Origin of the sequence: Ensifer sp. (assembly GCF_035999185.1) — a bacterium.
In the GTDB taxonomy this organism is placed as follows: Bacteria; Pseudomonadota; Alphaproteobacteria; order Rhizobiales; family Rhizobiaceae; genus Ensifer.
Genome location: NZ_DASYHB010000170.1, coordinates 336,397 through 356,625 on the forward strand (window position 1 = coordinate 336,397; position 20,229 = coordinate 356,625).

Here is a 20,229-nt window from a genome sequence, read left to right on the forward strand (position 1 = left end):
GCGACCGGAGCGACCATGTCATCCGCAAAGGAGGTGGCGATGAAGATGTATCTTCTTTCGCTCGGCGCCGGGCTGCTCGTCGGGGTCATCTATTCCATTTTGAACGTCCGCTCGCCGGCGCCGCCGGTCATCGCGCTCGTCGGCCTGCTTGGCATCCTGGTGGGCGAACAGTCGGTGCCGCTGGTCAAGCGCCTGTTTTCGGGCGAGCCGATCAATGTCAGCTGGTTCAACCGACAATGCATGCCGCATGTGTTCGGGCATCTGCCTGGCGGCGAGACGGCGGCCGGCAAGACGGCCGACGAGATCTCGAGAGACGGAAGGGCCTGACGATGCCGACACGACGTTCGTTTCTCGGCGCCGCCTCGTCATTGGCGCTGCCTGCTCTTTTTCCGTCGGCCCGTCCTGCCGGCGCCCAATCGACCGGAGACACTTCGATGACGCCCGACCTGATCCTGCACAACGGCCTTGTCACCACGCTTGATCGCGCCAATCCGGCCGCGACCGCCGTCGCCATCAAGGACGGTCTGATCCAGGCGGTAGGCGACAACAGGACAATCATGGCGCTTGCCGGATCAACGACAAAGATCATCGATCTCAAGGGCAAGCGCGTTCTGCCAGGCTTGAACGACAACCACACCCACGTTGTGCGCGGGGGTCTCAACTTCAATATGGAACTGCGCTGGGACGGCGTGCGCTCGCTTGCCGATGCGATGGACATGCTGAAGCGGCAGGTGGCGATCACGCCTGCGCCGCAATGGGTGCGCGTGGTCGGCGGTTTCACCGAACACCAGTTTGCTGAGAAACGCCTGCCGACGATCGATGAGATCAATGCGATCGCCCCCGATACGCCGGTGTTCCTCTTGCATCTTTATGACCGCGCTTTGCTCAACGGTGCCGCCCTTCGCGCCGTCGGCTATGGCAAGGATACGCCCAACCCGCCGGGCGGCGAGATCACCCGCGATGCCAACGGCAATCCGACCGGGCTGCTGCTCGCCAAGCCCAATGCCGGCATCCTCTATTCGACGCTTGCCAAGGGCCCGAAGCTGCCCTTCGACTACCAGGTCAATTCGACCCGGCATTTCATGCGCGAGCTCAATCGTCTTGGCGTCACCAGCGTTATCGACGCCGGCGGCGGCTTCCAGAACTATCCGGACGATTACGCCGTTATCCAGAAGCTCTCCGATGACGGGCAACTGACCGTTCGCCTCGCCTACAACCTCTTCACGCAGAAGCCGAAGGAAGAGAAGCAAGACTTCCTGAACTGGACCTCGTCGGTCAAATACAAGCAGGGCAACGACTACTTCCGCCACAACGGCGCCGGCGAGATGCTGGTGTTTTCGGCCGCCGACTTCGAGGACTTCCGCCAGCCGCGCCCGGAGATGGCGCCGGAGATGGAAGGCGAACTGGAGGAGGTCGTCCGAGTGCTCGCCGAGAACCGCTGGCCCTGGCGGCTGCATGCGACCTATGACGAGACCATCAGCCGCGCGCTCGACGTCTTCGAGAAGGTCAATAGGGACATCCCGCTCGAAGGCTTGAACTGGTTCTTCGACCACGCCGAGACGATTTCGGACCGCTCGATCGACCGGATCGCCGCCCTTGGCGGCGGCATCGCCACCCAGCACCGCATGGCCTACCAGGGCGAATACTTCGTCGAACGCTACGGCCATGGCGTGGCGGAAGCCACACCGCCGATCAAGCGCATGCTGGAGAAGGGCGTCAATGTGTCGGCCGGTACCGATGCGACCCGCGTCGCTTCCTATAACCCCTGGGTCTCCCTGTCGTGGATGGTGACCGGCAAGACCGTCGGCGGCCTGCAGCTTTATCCGCGCGCCAATTGCCTCGATCGCGAGACGGCGCTTCGGATGTGGACCGAGAAGGTGCAGTGGTTTTCCAATGAAGAGGGCAAGAAGGGCCGGATCGAGAAGGGGCAGTTTGCTGACCTGATCGTGCCCAACAAGGACTACTTCGCCTGCCCCGAGGACGAGATCTCGTTCCTGACGTCGGAGTTGACTGTTGTCGGCGGCAAGGTCGTCTATGCGGCCGGCGATTTTACCGCACACGACGAGAACAAGGTCCCGCCGGCGATGCCCGACTGGTCGCCGGTCAAGACCTTCGGCGGCTATGCCGCCTGGGGCGAGCCCGATGGCGCCGGCAAGAACTCGCTCCGGCGCACGGCGATCACGAACTGCGGCTGCGCCAGCAATTGCGGCGTGCACGGCCACGACCATGCCGGCGCCTGGACCTCGAAACTGCCGATCGCCGATCTTAAGGGCTTCTTCGGCGCGCTTGGCTGCTCCTGCTGGGCAGTATGAGGGGAGATCGCATGAACAACAGACACATCCGATCGACAACAAGCCCCGTGTATTTTCTAGCACTTCTCGCGCTTTGCTCGGCCTATATCCAGGGGCCGCTTGTGAAGATCTTCGACTTTCCAGGCGCGCTAGCCGAGATGGAGCATTTCGGCCTGCACCCTGCGCCCCTCTTTGCCGTTGGCGTCGTCGTTTTCGAGCTTTCGATGTCGGCGCTCATCCTCGCCGGCATCTATCGCTGGGCGGCTGCAGGCGCGCTTGCGGTCTTCACGCTAGCCGCTACCTTCTTGGCGTTCCGCTTCTGGGAGCAGCAAGCCGGCATGGAGCGTGCGATGGCGATGAACGGCTTCTTCGAGCATATCGGTCTCGTCGGCGCCTTCGTGATCGTCGCCTGGTATGATCTGCGCTTGCGCCCGCTCGCCGGAGGGATTGCCTGATGACGGCCCCGACAAGCAGCACCGGCAGCGCCGGAACATTTGCGCCGCTCCGCCAGAAGGTCTTCGCCGTTCTGTGGGTGGCGACGATCATCGGCAACACCGGCAGTTTCGTCCGCGATGTCGCCAGTTCCTGGTTGGTCACGGACCTATCGGCAACGCCCGCCGCCGTGTCGATGGTCCAGGCGGCGGCGACATTGCCGATCTTCCTGCTCGCCATACCGGCCGGTGTGCTCTCCGATATCCTCGACCGGCGCAAATTCCTGATCGCCGTCCAGTTTCTGCTCGCGTCTGCCAGCCTCTGCCTGCTGTTCCTCTCCGCCACGGGCCTGCAATCCGTGACCTCGCTGATCGCGCTTACCTTTGTCGGCGGCATCGGCGCGGCGCTGGTTGCCCCCACCTGGCAGGCGATCGTGCCGGAACTCGTGTCGAGGCGGGATGTCAAAGGCGCGGTGGCATTGAACTCGCTCGGCATCAACATCTCCCGTGCGATCGGCCCGGCGCTGGGTGGTCTGCTGCTTGCCTGGTTCGGAGCGGCCGTCACCTATGGCGTCGATGTCATCAGCTATGTCTTCGTCGTCGCTGCATTGCTCTGGTGGCGGCGGCAGGTGCCGGAGGACGATGCGCTTTCCGAACGCTTCCTCGGCGCCTTTCGAGCCGGTTTGCGCTATGCCCGCGCCAGCCGTGATCTGCATGTTGTGCTGGTTCGCGCGGCGGTGTTCTTCGCATTCTCGAGCGCAATCTGGGCCCTGCTGCCGCTCGTCGCCCGGCAGCTTCTGGGCGGCGGCGCCAGTTTCTATGGCGTCCTGCTCGGTGCCGTTGGCGCAGGCGCGATCGTCGGTGCCTTGCTGATGCCGCGCCTGCGGGCACGGATGGATGCGGACGGGCTCCTGCTTTTGTCCGCCATCCTTACGGCGGCCGTGATGGGCGTGCTTTCCCTCGCTCCACCGCAATCGGTGGCAATCGTCGCGCTGCTCGTGTGCGGCGGCGCCTGGATCACGGCACTGACGACGCTGAACAGCACGGCGCAGGCGATCCTGCCAAACTGGGTGCGAGGGCGCACGCTCGCCGTCTACCTCACCGTCTTCAATGGCGCGATGACCGGCGGCAGCCTCGCCTGGGGCGCCGTCGCCGAGGCGATCGGCGTGCCGTTCACGCTTGCGGCAGCGGCTATTGGCCTCCTCTGCGTCGGGGTCGTCTTCCATGCAATGAAGCTGCCGAAAGGGGAGGCCGATCTTATCCCCTCCAACCATTGGCCAGAGCCCTTGACCAGTGAGCCGGTCGAGCATGATCGTGGGCCGGTGCTCGTACTGATCGAGTACACGGTCGACAAAGCCGATCGGTCAGAATTCCTGAAGGCGCTTGCGCGACTGTCCCATGAACGTCGCCGCGACGGTGCCTATGGCTGGGGCGTTACCGAGGATGCGGCCGATCCCGGCCGCATGGTGGAGTGGTTCATGGTCGAGTCCTGGGCTGAGCATTTGAGGCAGCACAAGCGCGTATCCAAGGCCGACGCCGACATCCAGGCGGATGTCCGCCGCTTTCACAGAGGACCGGCGACGCCGGTCGTTCACCACCTGCTTGCAATCAATCGGCCGCATCTTGGTTGATGCGGCGAGCCTTCCGCCGCGCCGAGCGGCCCGACGGAATGAACAAACTGCAACCCTTCGAACGGAGAAAGGAACCGTAGCCATGACCGAGAATTTCGTCAGAACCGAAGACGGCGTCGACATCTTCTACAAGGATTGGGGAACTGGACAACCGCTCGTCTTCCATCACGGCTGGCCGCTCTCGGCGGACGACTGGGACGCGCAGATGCTCTATTTCGTCAACAAGGGCTATCGTGTCATTGCCCACGACCGTCGCGGCCACGGGCGCTCGACACAGGTGAGCGAAGGTCACGATATCGCTCATTATGCAAAGGACGTCGCGGCACTGGTCCTCAAGCTTGAACTCAGCGATGCGATCCATATCGGCCACTCCACCGGTGGCGGCGAAGCCGCGGCCTACGTGGCACGCCATGGCGCCGGCCGGGTTGCAAAGCTCATCATGGTCGGCGCGGTCCCGCCGCTCATGCTCAAGACCGCGGCCAATCCGGGCGGCCTGCCGATCGAAGTCTTCGATGGTTTCCGTTCGGCCCTGGCCGCCAACCGCGCCCAATTCTTCCGAGACGTTCCGGCGGGCCCGTTCTACGGCTTCAACCGGTCGGGCGCCGAAGTTTCCGAAGGCGTCATTCAGAATTGGTGGCGGCAAGGCATGATGGGCAGCGCCAAGGCGCACCATGAGGGCATCAAGGCTTTCTCTGAAACCGACTTTACCGAAGACCTGAAGGCGATCGACGTGCCGACGCTGGTGATGCATGGCGATGACGACCAGATCGTACCGATCGACGACAGCGCTCGCCTTGCCGTCAAGCTTTTGAAGAACGGCACGCTGAAGGTCTACGAAGGTTATCCACATGGTATGTTGACGACCCATGCAGATGTGATCAATCCGGACCTGCTCGCCTTCATTAAGGCCTAAAGTGAAGGCACGATCCGCGCCGTCCGGGCATCTGCGGACCGTGCCGGGACAACCACCACTGCATGTATCCCTTGGCCGTTGACGGCATGAGGGTGTGACGCGTGCAGCAAAGTCCGACAGCAACCTTGCGTGTCTGAGTTGCACCGTGCTGTCGCCCCGCGCCGCGTTGATCGCGGTGCGGGCTTTGCCGCTCAGGCCCCCGGCTTTGAGTTAGAAGACATCAGCGACCATGTTTCGGCCGGCGCACCGCCCGGATCGTACCGCTACCGCCGCCACCGCAGAAAAAGCGCTCGCCACCATCCGATTCCAGTCCCGATACACCGGTTCCGGATGGCATGGTCAAGGTCTCCAGCACCGAGCCCGTCTTGGGATCAATGCGGGTGAGGTCGCTGTCGTCGCCTTCCCAGGTGCCATGCCAGAGTTCGCCATCGACCCAGGTCACGCCCGTGACGACGCGCTTGGAGTCGATGGTGCGCAGGATCGTTCCGGTCTCAGGGTCGATCTGGTGGATCTTTCGGCCGCGATACTGCCCGACCCAAAGCGTGCCTTCTGCCCAGGCGAGCCCGGAATCGCCGCCGCCGCCCGGTGCCGGGATCGTCGTCAGGATCCGCCCGGTCGCCGGGTCGATCTTCTGGATGCGGTCCTCTGCAATCTGAAAGATGTGCTTGCCGTCAAATGCGGTGCCGGCATGGGCCGCAACGTTGATCGAGCGCACGGTGCCGCCGCCCTCAGGGTCGAGCGCGTTGATTGTGTCTCCCGCAGCAAACCAGACGTTCTGGCCGTCGAAGGTGACGCCATGGACGTGGTCGACTCCCGGAAAGGGGCCATATTCTCGCAGGATTTCGGCTTCTGATTTTTTCATGGTCTTGATCCTAGTCGTTTGGCAGCGGGCCGGGGAGTAACAACACTGTCGGGAATGCAGCAACCGGCGGCCGTATCCAGCGGCACGCGCGCCCGCGGCCGATCGGCAGGACCTTGTTTTCCGATGCGAGCGCCTCGAGCGCCCGTTGCACGGTGCGGGGGCTTGCTCCAAGCGCAATGGAAAGTGCCGAGCTTGCCCAGGCTTCACCGTCGGAAAGCAGTGCCAGAATTGCGGCATGTCGCTCGTCGGTTGGTGGCGCGAGAACGACAACCGTGCGCTCGTCGCGCACTGTCAGCCGGAAACCGTCGTCGGTCGCCGTGATATCCGCGAGCCCGCGCAATTCTTCGCGCAGCCGGCCGATTTCGACCCGAAGCCTTGCCCGGTGGGACTCGTCGACGTGCCGCGCGCCGAATGCGCGGGCAAGCAAGGCGCCCCGAGATACGTCTACCGGCCATGCTTCGCCGAGGGCCCGCAACAGCGCAAACAGTACGGGCCGTGTGGCGAGCGAAACAGACGCGCTGCCCTTGAGGACGAGGTTGCGACAGGCGTCGATGACCAGGGACCCGGACGCGAACAGCGCTTCGACCTCGTCAAGCTGCAACAATTGCTCCTGGCCGCTCGCCAGACGCCGGGCGGCCGGCGTCGTCAGGACGGCGGCGGCAATTTCGATTTCGGCTATCAGCGCCGGAATTCCGGCCGCCTTGGCGGCCTCGGTTGCACGGGTAAAAGCCTTGGCAGCCGCCAAAGTCTGAAGGCGTCGAACGGCAATGCCTGCGGCGGCGAGCGCGTGTGCGGCATGGAGCGGCGGAGAGAGCAACGCCGGATCGGTGCCGGCCAATACGCGTTCTGCCTCATCCAGACGCCCGATCAAAAGCAGGCGTCGGGCACGCAGAATGCGCGCATGGGCGGCGTTCAGCCGATCTCCGTGGGCGTCGAGCGTGGCGCAGGCGTCTTCCAATGCCGCCATCGGCCAGGAGAGATCGCGCGAGACTATGGCGATTTCCGCCTCGGCGACGATACACCGCGCCCGCGCCACCGGCTCCCTCGGGCCAAAGGCGCGTGCCGCGCCCTTCAACAGCACCTTGGCGCGCGCGAAATCTCCGAGCTGCGCCATCGCGATGCCGCGCAATGCCAGCGCCGGGGGATCCTCGCGCAGGGCGACGCGCTTCAGTGCGCCGATGAGATCGCCTGTGGCGAGCGCGCGGGCAGCCGCGGTCATCATCGAGTCCATCGAAATCCCGTCACACCTTTCACACCCCGATCGAAGCTTTTGGCCCAGCCGTGCGGCAAGTGGTTGCGCTTTGATTTCATCGAAATTGACACGTCACGGCCGCCAGGCAAGCCGCCGCCAAGAAAAAATTCCGGCCGTTCAATCCAATCCGTGAATATCGCTGCACCATCTTGCCGATGGCGTCACCGTGAAATCCGATCGTGGACAGCATAAATCCTTCCTGGATTTTGACGATAAAGTCACAAGACGCTTCCGTCCTCGCGGAATTGATGGATTATGCAGTACGCCCATAGGTAAAGCATCGTGACGACAATAATGGTAGCTGGAATTGCGATTAAATACATAATTAGCCTCGATCAAATTCGCACTTCTAAAATCGACTATTCACATTACGCAAACATGACGATGATTTTTAACGTGTCGACGTGCGGTCTTCCGAAGAGAAACGTCCGAAAAATCTGCGATATTCGAGCCCGGTTTGGCGGGCGTAATGTTTTCGCAAGGTGAAATATCCACTCGTCCCCTACTTTCAATGTGTGGGGGTTGCGAGACAGTGTTCGGCTTCGTCGGAAGTAATAATGAAGAAATAAATAGCAGGCGTGTAAATGAAATTGCGAAGAATGTCGCAAGGGCATTGATTGTTGTCACGCCGTTATACGGATGTACGTCTGTTCCTCTGAAGGAAGGTGGCACGCTCACGTCCTATAGCAAGCTCAGTGCGCCGACGGGGAAGTTCGAGAAGAAGAGAACCTATTTCAACAAGGACGGGTTGAGGGATGTCAGAACCGTAAGCATCGCTCCCACGTCGTTCACAATGGCTGCCCGTGAGCGCATTGAGAAACAGGGCGATCGCCTGTTGGTAAGCAACGCCATCGATCGCGCGGTCTGCTTCACCATGAGCGAGAAGTATCAGATTGTTCCGTTTGGCACGTCCGCAGATTTAACGATCCGAACAGTGATCACGGACATCGTGCCGACACAGGCGGCCGTCGCGGGTGCTGCGAAAGCAATTTCCATTGGCAGCTCTCTTGCTTTGCCAGTGAGCGTCCCGCGGCTGCCTATCGGGCTGGGTGGATTGGCCGTCGAAGCGGAGGCCGTGGACCGCAACGGTGTGCAGAGTGCGGCAATCGTTTGGTCCAAAGGCGCCAATTCCTTCACCAGCGAAGCGCGCGTTTCCGAGATTGGCGACGCTTACGATCTGGCGGCTGCATTCGGTAGCGACTTTTCAAGAATGGTTGTCGCAGGCAAGGAGCCCGGCAACTTCGATCTGCGCTTGCCCTCGGTCTATGACATTCGGACATCTCTTGGCGGGAAGCCCGGCTCTGCTCTCTGCGAGAACTTTGGCCGCTCACCGGGCGTCATCGGCATGCTCGGCGCATCCCTTGGAACGCCGCCTTCATGGACGGACAAGGGAGCCAGGTCCGCCGCGTCCGCGCCGGACACAGCCATTTCGACCGGCAAGACGGGATCCATGCGCTAACGGATGTTAGCGAGATCCGTCGCGCGATTCCGTAACCTTGTCGCAAGGTTGAAATCGGAATTCTCGACCAACATCACAGAAGCATACTGAGGTAGATTTTATGCGTCTTTTCTTTGCCATGGGCCTGCTGCTCGTACTGGCTGGATGCGAAACGATGGAATATGGAAACCGTTGCTCGGAGTACGGATTCGTGCGTGGCACCGAATCTCACGCGAATTGCGTGCAGCGGCTCGACATGTCCCGAGAGTATCGTAGAGGAGGGCGTTTTGATGCGCCCCAGTATGACTACTACTAATACTATAGACAATTGCCTTTATATCGGCGCGTTTTCAGATAGATCCATGAAGGATCCAGTGTGAAGTCCGCGACATCTGACGTCCATCTATTTTGAAGATATGGTTATTGCATGCGTATTCTGATCGTTGAAGATGATCGCGAACTGGCGTCTTCACTTAAATCCATGATGGAATCATCCATTGGCGTCGCAGATGTATTTGAGACGATCGAGGACGCGGAGGCAGCTTTGCTTGCCTTCAAGTTTGACCTGATCATCATTGATCGCAACCTGCCGGATGGTGACGGGCTATCGCTTTTGCCGACATTGCGGCAACTTCGTCCAAGGCCGGCGACACTCGTCTTAACGGCCTTGGACGACCCGATCGATATTGTGTCTGCGCTCGACAAGGGCGCAGACGAGTATGTCGGCAAACCGTTTGAACCCATGGAACTGATTGCGCGCGCACGCGCCGTTCTGCGCCGCTACAGCCTGGACGAGACCGGCCACACGCAGTTCGGCAACCTGTCGTTTGATCTGATAAATCGCTCGGCCATGGTCGACGAGAACGTGCTCAGTCTTCCCAGGCGCGAACTCGCGGTCCTGGAGGCTTTGATCCGGCGTGCGGGGCGCGTCGTGCAGCGCGACAACCTGGAGGCCTCCGTTTACAACATCGACGACGAGATCGAGTCCAATGTGCTCGATTCGCATGTGTCGCGTCTGCGCAAGCGACTGCGCGAGGCAAACTGCAACGCAACAATTCGCACCATTCGCGGTATCGGCTACATGCTGGTGCAGGAATGATGAAGCGCCGCCGTTCAATCGCCTTTCCGGTGGCGAGCATTCTCATCCTCGGCATGGCCCTTATCATGGTGATAAGCACCGTGCTCACCATCGCAGGATTTGTGCTAACAGATACCCAGGGCCGGCAGAAGCTTGCGCTGGAGAGTGTTGCAGGGCTTCTCCAAAAAGGAGCCGGCTACGATCACGAAGGCAAGCTTTCCGTTCAGGTGAACGGGGTCATATCCGAACGCATTCTCGGAATTTTCGAGGCCCAGACGGACTTTTGGTACCTGTTCAGCGATGGAACGCAGTCCATTACGCATGGCACCGTTCCAGAGTCGGTCCGCTCAATTGTCAGTGCGCTCCCCCGCGAGGTATTCGCTTCCGATTTCTACTACACAAATGATCTTAAACGCTATTTGGGTCTTCGGAAGCTGGACCAGAACAACCCCGACAGGGTGGTCGTCATTGGTGGGGTTTCACTGACAAACACTCAGACGATACTTCTAGCCTTGTGGGGAACGGAAGGTCTGTATCCCCTTCTCAGCGCTGTTCTCGCCGCAACAGCCACGATTGCGGTCGTGGCGGTCAAGCGTACGATCGCCACCCCTGTAGGCAGGGTCGTCAACTCCGCTGAGCAGATCGATGGCCTTCCCGGAGGGCGCCGCATTTCGGATCACGATACGCCGATCGAACTGAAGCCGATGGTTGCCGCTTTCAACACCGCGCTCAGCCGGATCGATCATGCGTTCGAGGCACAGCGGAACTTTCTTGCCAGCGCGTCGCACGAATTGAGGACGCCGCTGACCAAGCTTCGTCTCAAGCTTGACCTCGTCCAGGATCCGGGCGTGCGGGACGTGTTGGTTCGCGATACGGCGCGTCTCGCATCGATCGTAACGACGTCGCTGCAATTGGCGCGCTTGTCGGGTCAGTCGCTGACATTCGCCGCGATCGATCTTGCTGCCATGACGCGTACGATTGTCGCTGAACATGTTCCGTCCGCCATGAAGCAGGGAATGGAGATCGAGCTCAAGGCCCCGGAAGAACGGGTCGCGATTTCCGGCTCCGAGCCCGCAATACGCGTCGCTCTCGACAACCTAATCGTCAATGCGATGCGACATGCGCAAGGCACAGAGATGCTCACCGTCGAGGTCCTTGAGGCCCGCACCGTGCGCGTCACGGACCATGGCCCGGGCATTCCGGCAGCGGAACGGGAGAATATGCTCAGGCCGTTCGTGCGCGGCAACACCGCCGCCGACGGGACCGGCATGGGACTGGCCATTGTTGCGCAGATCATGACGGCGCACGGCGGCTCGGTTGATCTCGCAGATGCGCCAGGTGGCGGCCTGGTTGTGAGCCTTGCTTTTCCTAGCGTCCGTGCGGATAGGCCCTGAACGATCGACCAATTTCGGGTCTCCGATGGCGTCGGACTTTTCCCGGCACCGTCTCTTGTCAGGTTCAAGATTTTGGTGGGCGATCGAAAACGCAATCGCTCTGTCAGCGCATGCGACGGGGCGATCGTCAGTGGCTATACTGCGCGTTGTCCCCTGCGCCTCCCTTCTTGCCGCGAAAGCTCTCCCTTGCCGCACCGCAGATCCGGCCGTGCTTCCCGTTCGCACACGAGCGCACGCTCTACTGACTTCCGAATCTGCGGTTATTCTGAAATTCTTCAAGATACGGTGTCGGTTCAAGGACGGCAGTGGCGTCTTTAAAGGGACGGGCATGGGGAGATGTGTTGGCGTTCCCCCGCTTGGCAATCGGAAATGGACAATATCGGCGCTGCCGGCAGTTTCACCGGGCGCCACCAAGGAGATTGCAAATGACCAATTCGCAGTATCGTTGGGTGATCGTCGCGGCAGGCGGTTTGCTTGGCTGTCTGGCGATCGGCGCGATGTTTTCGCTGCCGGTTTTTCTTCTGCCGATCTCGCGTGACACCGGCTGGTCGGTTACGGGCGTTTCGAGCGCGATGACCATCGGCTTCCTGGCCATGGCCTTTGCCAGCATTGCCTGGGGCAGCCTTTCCGACCGCTGGGGTACACGGCCGATCGTTCTCATCGGCTCGGTGCTTCTGGCGATCAGTCTGGCAGGGGCAAGCTGGTCGACCTCGCTTATCGCCTTTCAGGTCCTCTTCGGCGTCGTCGTCGGCACGGCGACAGCGGCGATCTTTGCGCCGATGATGGCCTGCGTCACCGGCTGGTTCGACACGCATCGAAGCCTTGCCGTTTCGCTCGTTTCGGCCGGCATGGGCATGGCGCCGATGACGATGTCGCCCTTCGCGGCATGGCTGGTGTCCGCCTATGACTGGCGGACGGCATTGCAGATCATTGCCGTCGTCGTCGCGGTCGTCATGATCCCGGCAGCGCTTTTGGTGCGCCAGGCGCCGGCGCTGGCCGCGGGCGCGGCTGCGATCTCCCCGGAAGAGGAAGCGCATTCGTCGATGACGACGGGTGAGGTGCTGAAATCACCGCTGTTCATCATCCTGCTTTTGACCAATTTTCTCTGCTGCGCCACCCATTCGGGGCCCATCTTCCACACGGTCAGCTACGCGATCACCTGCGGCATTCCTGTGATGGCGGCCGTATCGATTTATAGCATCGAGGGTCTTGCCGGCATGGGCGGGCGGGTCGTCTTCGGCCTGCTCGGCGATCGCTTCGGCGCCAAGCGCATCCTGGTTCTCGGGCTGCTCGCCCAGGCCTTCGGGGCGCTCGCCTACGTCTTTGCGCAAGGGCTGGGTTCGTTTTACGCGGTCGCGGCTCTCTTCGGCTTCATCTATGCCGGCGTCATGCCGCTCTATGCCGTGCTTGCCCGCGAGAATTTCCCGCTGCGCATGATGGGGACCGTTATCGGTGGAACGGCGATGGCCGGCAGCCTCGGCATGGCGACGGGGCCGCTTGCGGGCGGCATGATCTACGACGCTTTGGCGAGCTACACCTGGCTCTATGTCGGCTCCTGGGGCATTGGCCTTGGAGCGTTCCTGATCGCGTTGACGTTCAGGCCGGCGCCACGATATCAGCCAGCCGCCGCCGCAGCTTGATATGCTCTGACGGGTCAAACGAGGCTCCGCCCATCGGGCGGAGCCTCGTTCTACGCTTTGTTGGTCGACTATCGGTTTTCGTCCACCGGTACGGTCCGTGCGCCGACATGCAAGGCTCGACCGGCGCCAAGCCCCATGATCGCGACACCGACGCCAAGCGCCAGGAAGAGGAGGGCGCTGGCGGCAAAGCTGCCGGTCCAGCTGCGGATGAAGCCGACGAGCAGCGGGCCGATCGCGGCAAGCACGTAGCCGACGCCCTGAGCCATGCCGGAGAGGTGAGCCGCGACATGGGAATCGGGCGAGCGCAGCACGATCAGCGTCATGGCTGCGGCGATCAGGCCACCCTGTCCGATGCCCTGCAGAACGGCCCAGACGAGCACCGTCGAGAGCGGCGCAAAGAGGATGCCGATGAGGGCGGTGACTGCAGCGGCCGCCAGCGCCACGCAGACGGCGCGCTGGTCCCGACGCCGAACGGCGAAGGAGGGCACAGCCAGGCAGGTGACGACCTGCATCATGATCGAGATCGAAACAACGCCGCCGGCGGCTGCAGCGTCGAGCCCGCGCTCCCTGAGGATCGGCGCCATCCAGCCGAAGACGCAGTAGGCGAGCGCGGACTGCAACCCCATGAACAGCGTGACCTGCCAGGCGAGCCGGTCCCGCCAAAGACCGACGACGCGGAAACCGGTGTGGCGCGCCACAGCCTTGCCGCGCAGCGCCTGAGGCGTCCAGATGACCAGGACGATGAGTGCCGGCACCGCCCAGGCGGCGAGCGCGCCGGACCAGGATCCGGCCACATGGTGTTCGATCGTGAGCGTCAGGCCGGCGGCACTGGCAGCGCCTGCGCAAAGGGCCATGGTATAGAGCCCGGTCATCATCGCCGCCCGATCCGCAAAGTCGCGCTTGACGAGGCCGGGGAGGAGGACGTTTCCGACCGCGATGGCAGCACCGGCCATAAAGGTCGCAAGGAAGAGCAGGGGCGCGGAGCCGATGCCCCTAAGGGCGGTCCCGAGCGTCAGCAGCAGCAGCACGCCAAGCAGCGTGCGCTCCGCGCCGAAACGCTGCGCGAGCTTGGGCGCAAGCGGCGCAAAGACCCCGAGGCAGAGCACCGGAAGCGTGGTCAGAACGCTGGCGCCTGTCGTCGACAGGCCGGTTGCCTGCATCACCTCCGGCAACAGCACCGAAAGGCTCGAAAACAGCGGCCGCAGGTTGAAAGCGATCAGCACCAGGCTGGCGCCCAGGAGGATGCGGGCGTTTCGGCTCAGGGCTGGTGGCTGCGGCGCCGGCAGGCTGTCGGCCTCGGCATCGATCAGTTGGTCTTCGGGGTCAAGCCGCGCGGCCTCTGCCTGGTGGGGATCACGAAAGGTCTGGTTCATTGCGAAAGTAGCCGTTGAAGTTCTTCGAGGACGGGGGCCATGAATGCCCGGACAGCGGCCGCAGCCAGATCCGGATCGCCGGTTGCGATCGCCTCGACGATGGCCGCATGCGCCCGGTCGTCCGGCTCCGGCAGATCGCCATTGAGCGTCGAGTGGATGGTTTCGAGAATGGCCGAGGTGAAGAAATCATAGAGTTCGATGATGGCCCTGTTGCCCGATGCTTCGACGATCGATCGATGGAAGGCGATATCGCGCCGGCCGAAGGCGTCTCGGCCGCCATCCGCCACCGTTCCGCGGGCTCTCAAGAGGCTCGTCATGCGTTCGAGATCCGCCGGCGTATGACGCAGCGCCGCCAGACGGGCGGCCTCGACGTCGAGGGCAGCGCGCGCTTCCCACTGGTCTCGCAGTCCGCTGCGCTTCACGCGGTCGAGCGCACCTGACGTGTCGACTGTCGAGCGGACATAGGTGCCCGAGCCCTGGCGGGCGTCGAGCAGGCCCTTCGATACCAGGACGCGCACGGCTTCGCGCACGGTACCCCGGCTGACCGCCAGCAATTCGGTCAGGGCGGTTTCGTTGGGGATGCGCTCGCCGACCGCCCAGCGACCGCCGAGGATTTCCGTACGCAGGCTTTCGGCCGTGCTCTCGGCCAGGTTGGTACGATTGACTGGCTGCATCGTCCGCTCATCAAGTCATCAGATGATTTTATCAATAGGAGCGCTTGGCGCGAGAGTCAATCGGCGACGGGCAGGCCGTCATCAGGCGATTGGAATGCCGCGCAACTCCGCAGCTTGGCGGTGAACACGACGGTTGGCGCAAACAGAAACTCCGCCGCGCCGATGTAGGCGCCGCGGAGTTCGGTCATGTCCGATTGCATGCGCCTAGCGCACGCGCGAGGTGGCCTCAATTCAGCCTGAGATCGAGACCCGGATGCAATTTCTTGAGGTTCGGCAAGGATTTCGATTGCCACGGAATCTCGGAGGTTCCGCGCACCGTCAGCTGGACGTTCGGCCGGTTGCGCGCCTCGATCGTCAGCTTGGCCAGCAGATTGATCCCCGAAGAATTCAGGAACTGCAATTCGGTCAGATCGATCGTCACGTGTTCAGGCTCGGTATCGAGCACGCCCATCACGGTCGAGAAGATCGGAGCATAGGCTTCCGTGCCCGGCAGCCGCATGGTGCCTTCAAAATGAATATCGTTGCCCTCGGACCAAACGCGATACTCTTCTTCGTCCTTGTTTTCCATATTCACCGGCTCATCAGTTCGAGAGGTCTGGGACCGCAATGGAGGCATAGGTCTCCAGCGACGTTTCTCCGTCGTCTCCCCGGGCACCAAAAACCCAAGCGAAACGAACACCATAATCGCTCATCAGCGTCAAAAGACCAAGCCCCGAACCGCTCGTGCTGAGCCCGGATGCGTTGGCTTCGATACGCTCGATGAGCAGGTCGCCGGGATCGCCGTCGGAAATCTCGGAAAGCAGGTCTTGAAAGCGGGTCGCCGATTCGTTGTCGATCACATTCGAGACTTTTGTGCGGAAGCTGTTGGCTTCAAGGGCGGCCTCAACCATGACCGCGCCGGAGGCGCGGAACTTCACCGCGTTCTCGACCAGTTCGTTGGTCAGATAGCCGATATTGTGCCTTACCTCGCGATAGGCGTTGCGCGAGGCGCGGTAGCGCAAGGCGGCAAGTTCGGCGACGAAGTCCGAAGCCATGGCGCAGTGCTTCCAGCCCAGATCGAGCGGCCCGTCATAAAGGCGCAGCCGCGTCATTCTTTGGTGGGCACCGATCGTCAGGTCCGCCAGTCCGTAGAGCGTGGTCATCTGATCACCTGTGTCTCATGACGACGAGCGTGATGTCGTCATATATTTTCTGCTTGCCGATATGCGCCATCAGATCCTCTATGATCCCCGCTTTTACGTCCTCGGCGCTCTGTCCGTAAAACTTCCCGGCGCTCTCGCATAGCCTCTCAATGCCGAACAGTTCGCCCTTGGCGTTCACCGCTTCGGTCACGCCGTCCGTGTGCAGCACGATCATGTCGCCGCGGCCGAAGGAAATCTCGCGGGTCGCGACGAAGCGTGAGATATCGGATTCAAGCCCGATCGGCAGGCCGAGATCGAGCGTGTCGATCCGCTCCACTTCGGCGCCCTTGCGCACGACGATCAGTTCTTCGTGCTGGCCAGACAGCGTCAGCCGGTCGCCTTCATAGTCGAGGAAGGCGAGCGACAGATGCTTGTCGGTATTGGTCCGAACGATGTTCTTGTAAATCGCGCGGTTGAGGCGATTGAGGAACTCCTGCGGATCCATGTCGCCGGCTTCCTGCAGGGCGCGGGCGACCGATTGCACCATCAGCATCAGCACGCCGCTTTCCAGCCCATGCCCGGTCACGTCGCCGATGCCGATCTTCAGTCGTTCGCCGTCGCGAAGCACGTCGTAGTAGTCGCCGCCTACCTCGTCGGCCGGCCGCATATAGGCGGCGATTTCGAGATCGGCGATTTCGGCAAGCTCGCCAGCCTTCGGCAGCACCATCATCTGGATTTGCTTGGCAACAGCAAGTTCGGCGCCGAGCCGCAGGTTTTCGCTGCGCAGCTGCGTGTTCAACGTCGAAATCTGGTGGTTGGCGTCTTCGAGCTGTTTGGTGCGCTCGGTCACCAGATTCTCGAGGTTTTCCGTGTGGTAGCTGATCTCTTCCGCCATCCGGTTGAAGGCGACGCCCGCTTCTCCCACTTCGTCGCGCGTCGTGATCGGAACGCGGACGGAATAATCCTTGGCCTCGATGCGCGTCGCAGCACCCGCAAGCGCACTAATGCCGCGGGTCACACGCTTGGAAATGCCGAACACCGCAAGCGTGACGAACAGCAGCGAAGCGAGCAGGGCGAGGATCTGGTAGATCAGGATGCGGTTGGTCGCCTCCGAAATGCCGGCCTGCGCCGCAAACAGCGAAGCGTAGATTTCCCGCTCCGGCACGACGATGCTGATCGACATCGATTCCCGGCGCACCGGTCCCGATACCCAGAAGTTCTCGGGCTCAAGCTGCTTGGAGAGGATGAGATAGGGGACCTTCTCACCGGCTTCGTCAAGCAGCACCCGCTGGATTGCACCATCACCCCCGAGTTGCAACGCGGCGATCGCGGGCTGCATGCTGCGGCGGAGTGAACGTTCAAGGCCGGTGACGCCCTGTCCGCCAGTGTCGCTCGACCGTCTGAGGCCGATCACCTGTTCGCCCTCTGGGTTGATGGCGAGCACGTTTCCGTCCGACATCGCCAGGAAGCCGAAGCCGCTGCCGCCGACCTTGACGTTCTCGACCACCTCGGCGAGCTGGTCGAGCGTGATATCGGCGCCCGCAGCACCGGCGACACTCTTGCGGTCCTTGGACCAGAGCGGCTGGAAGAAGCTGACGATCAGCTTGCCGGTGATCGCATCCGTATAGGGCGCGGTCTGGGTGGTGTCGTTCGGCACCGGCCGAAGGCCGGGGTTCTCAGCCCATTGCTGCCAGGATTCATAGATGCCGGGGAAGAAGAACGTCCAGAATTCCGCCTGGTTGTGGCCCGGATAGAGGCGGTCGAAGGTCTGCGCCTGCTCCGTATAGGGTGCGGTCCTGAAGATCGGTCGCTCGCGCGGGCCGATATAGTACATCTGCAATTTGGAGCGGCCGCTCGCCAGCAAACTCGGTGCGACGAGATCGAGCACCGCGCTGTTTTCGATGTCGGCCTGGACTTGCGGCAACGGGCGATGGTCCGCCCCGAGCAGATATCCCCAGACGCTGACGACCGAGGGTGCACCCGGCAGGTTCTGGGCCCAACCGCCCTTGGCGTCGTAAGTGACCGAAATCGCGCCCGGTGCCGCGCGCGCCATCGCGCCGCCGACTTCGGTTTCCCGGCCCGGGTTGTCGATCTGCCCTTGCAGCACGCCCGCCAGGGTGCCGACGTCGGTGTGCACCTGCCCGATGAGCAGGTTGACGCGGGCAACGGTCGATTCCGCGTAGGAGCGCATGTAGTCCTGGTTGGCCTTCTCCAGGCCTTGCCCGACCTCCGCCGCGGCATCGCGCGAAAGCCGCTGCACGTTCCAGAGCGCGAGGCCACCGGTGACGAGCAGATCGAAGAGCACGGCGCCGCCGACGACCAGCACGAATTTGGCGCGAAACGATCTCAGACCGAAACGGGGGCGTTGTTCCTCCACAGCGCTCATACCGGCTTCCGTCCAGACGCGGCCCAGATCGGCCACCCGGCGTAACCCTTGGGATGAAGTGCTGCGAAGATGTGGTCGCGGAAGCCCTGGCGAAAGCGCTCGATGTACTCAGGCGGATCGCCGCGCTTGACGGCCATTTCGCCGGCATAGACGTTTTCCCAGGCGGCGATCATGTCGGCAAAATCCTGCGGGTCGCCGTCGAGATTGGTGACCATGAACGATTCGACGAGGATATCGTCGAAACCGGCTTCGGCCAGATACCGCCGGCTCTTCGGCCCGAGTTCGACGTCCATCTCGAAATGGCTGAACAGCTTGGCGACCTCGGTATAGGTCCATTGGATGCTGTTGGCGCGCGGCTCGCCGAGGCAATGCGAGTTCTTCTCGTTGGTGATGTAGACGCGGCCACCCGGTTTGCAGATCCGGAAGAGTTCCTTCAAGAGCAGCTCCGGCTGGTTGAAGATCTGCAGCGAATGACGGCAGGTCACGAAGTCGAACTGGTTGTCCTCGATCAGCATCTCCGAGGCGTCGCCGAAGGTGTATTCGATGCCGGTCACGCCGAAGTCGGACGCAACCTTCCGGGCGTAGGCAAGGCTCGCGCGGGAATGGTCGAGCGCCACGATCCGCCCCGGTTCGAATTCCTTCTGGACGAGAACCGCGAAGTCGCCGATGCCGCAGCAGATATCGGCCATGGCGATGCCGGGTCGCATGCCGTGGCGCGGCAGGATATCGCGCTCGTGGCGCCAGGTCATTTTCGTCTGCGTTCTCAGGATCGGAATGAAACTCGTGTCCTCGACGAAGCTCTGGCCGGGATAGAACATCGAATCATAGACTTCGACGCTGATCTGGGGCTCGATCGCGCTCAAATGACGGAACATGCGGGTCGTCCAACCGACGACGCTTGAGGTGATGATGATCAGACGCAGGTCCGAGCGCTCGCGGCATGCATCGAGAGCGACCCGGATAAAGGCCTGGAAGGCCGTGTTGTTCATCTGGATGAGGCGCTTCACGTCGATGTAGAGCACGCCCCGAACGGCGTCGATCGCCTCGCGCAGCGCATGAATGCTCTCGGCGATCTCGTCGATCGACCGCGGCCGGATCGTCCCGGCAAGGGAAAAGATCTGGCTGTTAGGGTCAAACGCGACTTTGAAGCGCTGAGGAAGTCCCGCGGCGATCAACTCACCATTCCTTCGAGCGGCAGGTCCACGATCAGGGTGATGGCCGGAGCAGCACTTTCGTCTAGCCGGAGCCGGGCGTCATAGTTGACGGCGAGGTCCAGCAACACCGATTCGCGGCTGGGCGCGAGATCGTTGGAGATGGCGTCGAGATAGCGGGCCTGGGCGTCGCTGTCACGGGTCTTGGATACGGCCTCACGATAGAAACGCGCCTGGCCCACCGGGCAGGGGAAGCTCAGCTGCACCCTCTCGGTCTCACCCTGGCGGTAGATCGCCAGGCCCATCTTTCCATCGGTTGTGCCACCGCGAAACGAAACCTCCAGAAGCTCGTTGAGAGCGGAGGAAAAGAAATTGGAATGCCGGACCGGATCCGTCCTGTTGTGGCTGATCATGCGGGCGAGGTAGCTCGAAACATGGTCACAGTGGTGCCAGTCCGAGAGAAACGTTTCCATCTCCATGTCGAACTGAAGCAAGGGCTCGAAAGCCGCTTCCGTGGTTTCAATGACACTCGCACCCATACCGCATTACCCTCCGCGCGCGCCGAACTCTGCCACGGCCATAAAGCACTTTCTA

At 62.1% G+C, this 20,229-nt stretch carries 19 protein-coding genes; 9 read left to right on the forward strand and 10 right to left on the reverse strand.

Annotated features, from left to right (window positions below; genetic code table 11):
• The first annotated feature begins 39 nt into the window (after positions 1 to 39).
• The 5 genes from VGO04_RS22910 to VGO04_RS22930 all read left to right on the forward strand — a co-directional run bounded on the left by VGO04_RS22910 (position 40) and on the right by VGO04_RS22930 (position 5,266).
• A complete protein-coding gene (locus VGO04_RS22910) occupies positions 40 to 327 on the forward strand; it encodes a XapX domain-containing protein (protein ID WP_327498250.1) in 288 nt (95 codons plus the stop codon).
• Between the two features lie 2 nt (positions 328 to 329).
• A complete protein-coding gene (locus tag VGO04_RS22915; protein ID WP_327498251.1) occupies positions 330 to 2,312 on the forward strand; it encodes an amidohydrolase in 1,983 nt (660 codons plus the stop codon).
• Between the two features lie 11 nt (positions 2,313 to 2,323).
• Positions 2,324 to 2,746, forward strand: a complete 423-nt coding sequence (locus VGO04_RS22920) for a DoxX family protein (RefSeq protein WP_327498252.1) — start codon at positions 2,324 to 2,326, stop codon at positions 2,744 to 2,746.
• Positions 2,746 to 4,353: an MFS transporter gene (locus VGO04_RS22925; RefSeq protein ID WP_327498253.1), complete on the forward strand. Its 1,608-nt coding sequence runs from the start codon at positions 2,746 to 2,748 to the stop codon at positions 4,351 to 4,353. The genes VGO04_RS22920 and VGO04_RS22925 overlap by 1 nt, the downstream gene beginning before the upstream one ends.
• Before the next feature lie 82 nt (positions 4,354 to 4,435).
• A complete protein-coding gene (locus tag VGO04_RS22930; protein WP_327498254.1) occupies positions 4,436 to 5,266 on the forward strand; it encodes an alpha/beta hydrolase in 831 nt (276 codons plus the stop codon).
• Between the two features lie 220 nt (positions 5,267 to 5,486).
• Here the strand turns inward: VGO04_RS22930 and VGO04_RS22935 are convergent, their stop codons facing one another.
• Both VGO04_RS22935 and VGO04_RS22940 read right to left on the reverse strand, forming a co-directional pair.
• On the reverse strand, positions 5,487 to 6,128 hold the full coding sequence (locus tag VGO04_RS22935; protein WP_327498255.1) for a glutamine cyclotransferase: 642 nt from the start codon (positions 6,126 to 6,128) through the stop codon (positions 5,487 to 5,489).
• A gap of 10 nt (positions 6,129 to 6,138) precedes the next feature.
• Positions 6,139 to 7,359 carry a helix-turn-helix domain-containing protein gene (locus VGO04_RS22940; RefSeq protein WP_327498256.1) on the reverse strand — a complete coding sequence of 407 codons (1,221 nt, stop codon included), beginning with the start codon at positions 7,357 to 7,359 and terminating at the stop codon, positions 6,139 to 6,141.
• Between the two features lie 553 nt (positions 7,360 to 7,912).
• Here VGO04_RS22940 and VGO04_RS22945 point away from each other — a divergent pair.
• From VGO04_RS22945 to VGO04_RS22960, 4 genes are all read left to right on the forward strand, one after another.
• Positions 7,913 to 8,839 (forward strand): DUF3313 domain-containing protein, encoded by a 927-nt coding sequence (locus VGO04_RS22945; RefSeq protein WP_327498257.1) that lies wholly within the window; start codon positions 7,913 to 7,915, stop codon positions 8,837 to 8,839.
• 406 nt (positions 8,840 to 9,245) lie between these two features.
• Positions 9,246 to 9,917: a response regulator transcription factor gene (locus tag VGO04_RS22950; RefSeq protein WP_327498258.1), complete on the forward strand. Its 672-nt coding sequence runs from the start codon at positions 9,246 to 9,248 to the stop codon at positions 9,915 to 9,917.
• The gene (locus VGO04_RS22955; RefSeq protein WP_327498259.1) at positions 9,914 to 11,290 is read left to right on the forward strand and encodes a HAMP domain-containing sensor histidine kinase; all 1,377 of its coding nucleotides are present in this window, start codon (positions 9,914 to 9,916) and stop codon (positions 11,288 to 11,290) included. Before VGO04_RS22950 ends, VGO04_RS22955 begins: the two co-directional genes overlap by 4 nt.
• 425 nt (positions 11,291 to 11,715) lie before the next feature.
• Positions 11,716 to 12,930 carry an MFS transporter gene (locus VGO04_RS22960; RefSeq protein ID WP_327498260.1) on the forward strand — a complete coding sequence of 405 codons (1,215 nt, stop codon included), beginning with the start codon at positions 11,716 to 11,718 and terminating at the stop codon, positions 12,928 to 12,930.
• A 68-nt stretch (positions 12,931 to 12,998) separates the two neighbouring features.
• Here VGO04_RS22960 and VGO04_RS22965 read toward each other — a convergent pair whose 3' ends face one another.
• From VGO04_RS22965 to VGO04_RS23000, 8 genes are read right to left on the reverse strand one after another with little or no spacing between them, the layout of a single operon-like run.
• Positions 12,999 to 14,303, reverse strand: a complete 1,305-nt coding sequence (locus VGO04_RS22965) for a CynX/NimT family MFS transporter (RefSeq protein ID WP_327498261.1) — start codon at positions 14,301 to 14,303, stop codon at positions 12,999 to 13,001.
• Positions 14,300 to 14,977 (reverse strand): FadR/GntR family transcriptional regulator, encoded by a 678-nt coding sequence (locus VGO04_RS22970; RefSeq protein WP_327498262.1) that lies wholly within the window; start codon positions 14,975 to 14,977, stop codon positions 14,300 to 14,302. Before VGO04_RS22970 ends, VGO04_RS22965 begins: the two co-directional genes overlap by 4 nt.
• A 56-nt stretch (positions 14,978 to 15,033) precedes the next feature.
• Positions 15,034 to 15,165 carry a hypothetical protein gene (locus VGO04_RS22975; protein WP_327498263.1) on the reverse strand — a complete coding sequence of 44 codons (132 nt, stop codon included), beginning with the start codon at positions 15,163 to 15,165 and terminating at the stop codon, positions 15,034 to 15,036.
• Positions 15,166 to 15,203: 38 nt separating this feature from the next.
• Positions 15,204 to 15,545 carry a slr1659 superfamily regulator gene (locus VGO04_RS22980; protein WP_327498264.1) on the reverse strand — a complete coding sequence of 114 codons (342 nt, stop codon included), beginning with the start codon at positions 15,543 to 15,545 and terminating at the stop codon, positions 15,204 to 15,206.
• A gap of 13 nt (positions 15,546 to 15,558) precedes the next feature.
• Positions 15,559 to 16,119: a slr1658 superfamily regulator gene (locus VGO04_RS22985; protein ID WP_327498265.1), complete on the reverse strand. Its 561-nt coding sequence runs from the start codon at positions 16,117 to 16,119 to the stop codon at positions 15,559 to 15,561.
• A 4-nt stretch (positions 16,120 to 16,123) separates the two neighbouring features.
• Complete coding sequence (locus VGO04_RS22990; protein ID WP_327498266.1) at positions 16,124 to 18,484, reverse strand: SpoIIE family protein phosphatase; 2,361 nt, start codon at positions 18,482 to 18,484, stop codon at positions 16,124 to 16,126.
• Complete coding sequence (locus tag VGO04_RS22995; protein WP_327498267.1) at positions 18,481 to 19,659, reverse strand: class I SAM-dependent methyltransferase; 1,179 nt, start codon at positions 19,657 to 19,659, stop codon at positions 18,481 to 18,483. Before VGO04_RS22995 ends, VGO04_RS22990 begins: the two co-directional genes overlap by 4 nt.
• A complete protein-coding gene (locus tag VGO04_RS23000; RefSeq protein WP_327498268.1) occupies positions 19,656 to 20,174 on the reverse strand; it encodes a ubiquinone biosynthesis methyltransferase UbiE in 519 nt (172 codons plus the stop codon). The genes VGO04_RS22995 and VGO04_RS23000 overlap by 4 nt, the downstream gene beginning before the upstream one ends.
• Positions 20,175 to 20,229 lie beyond the last annotated feature (55 nt).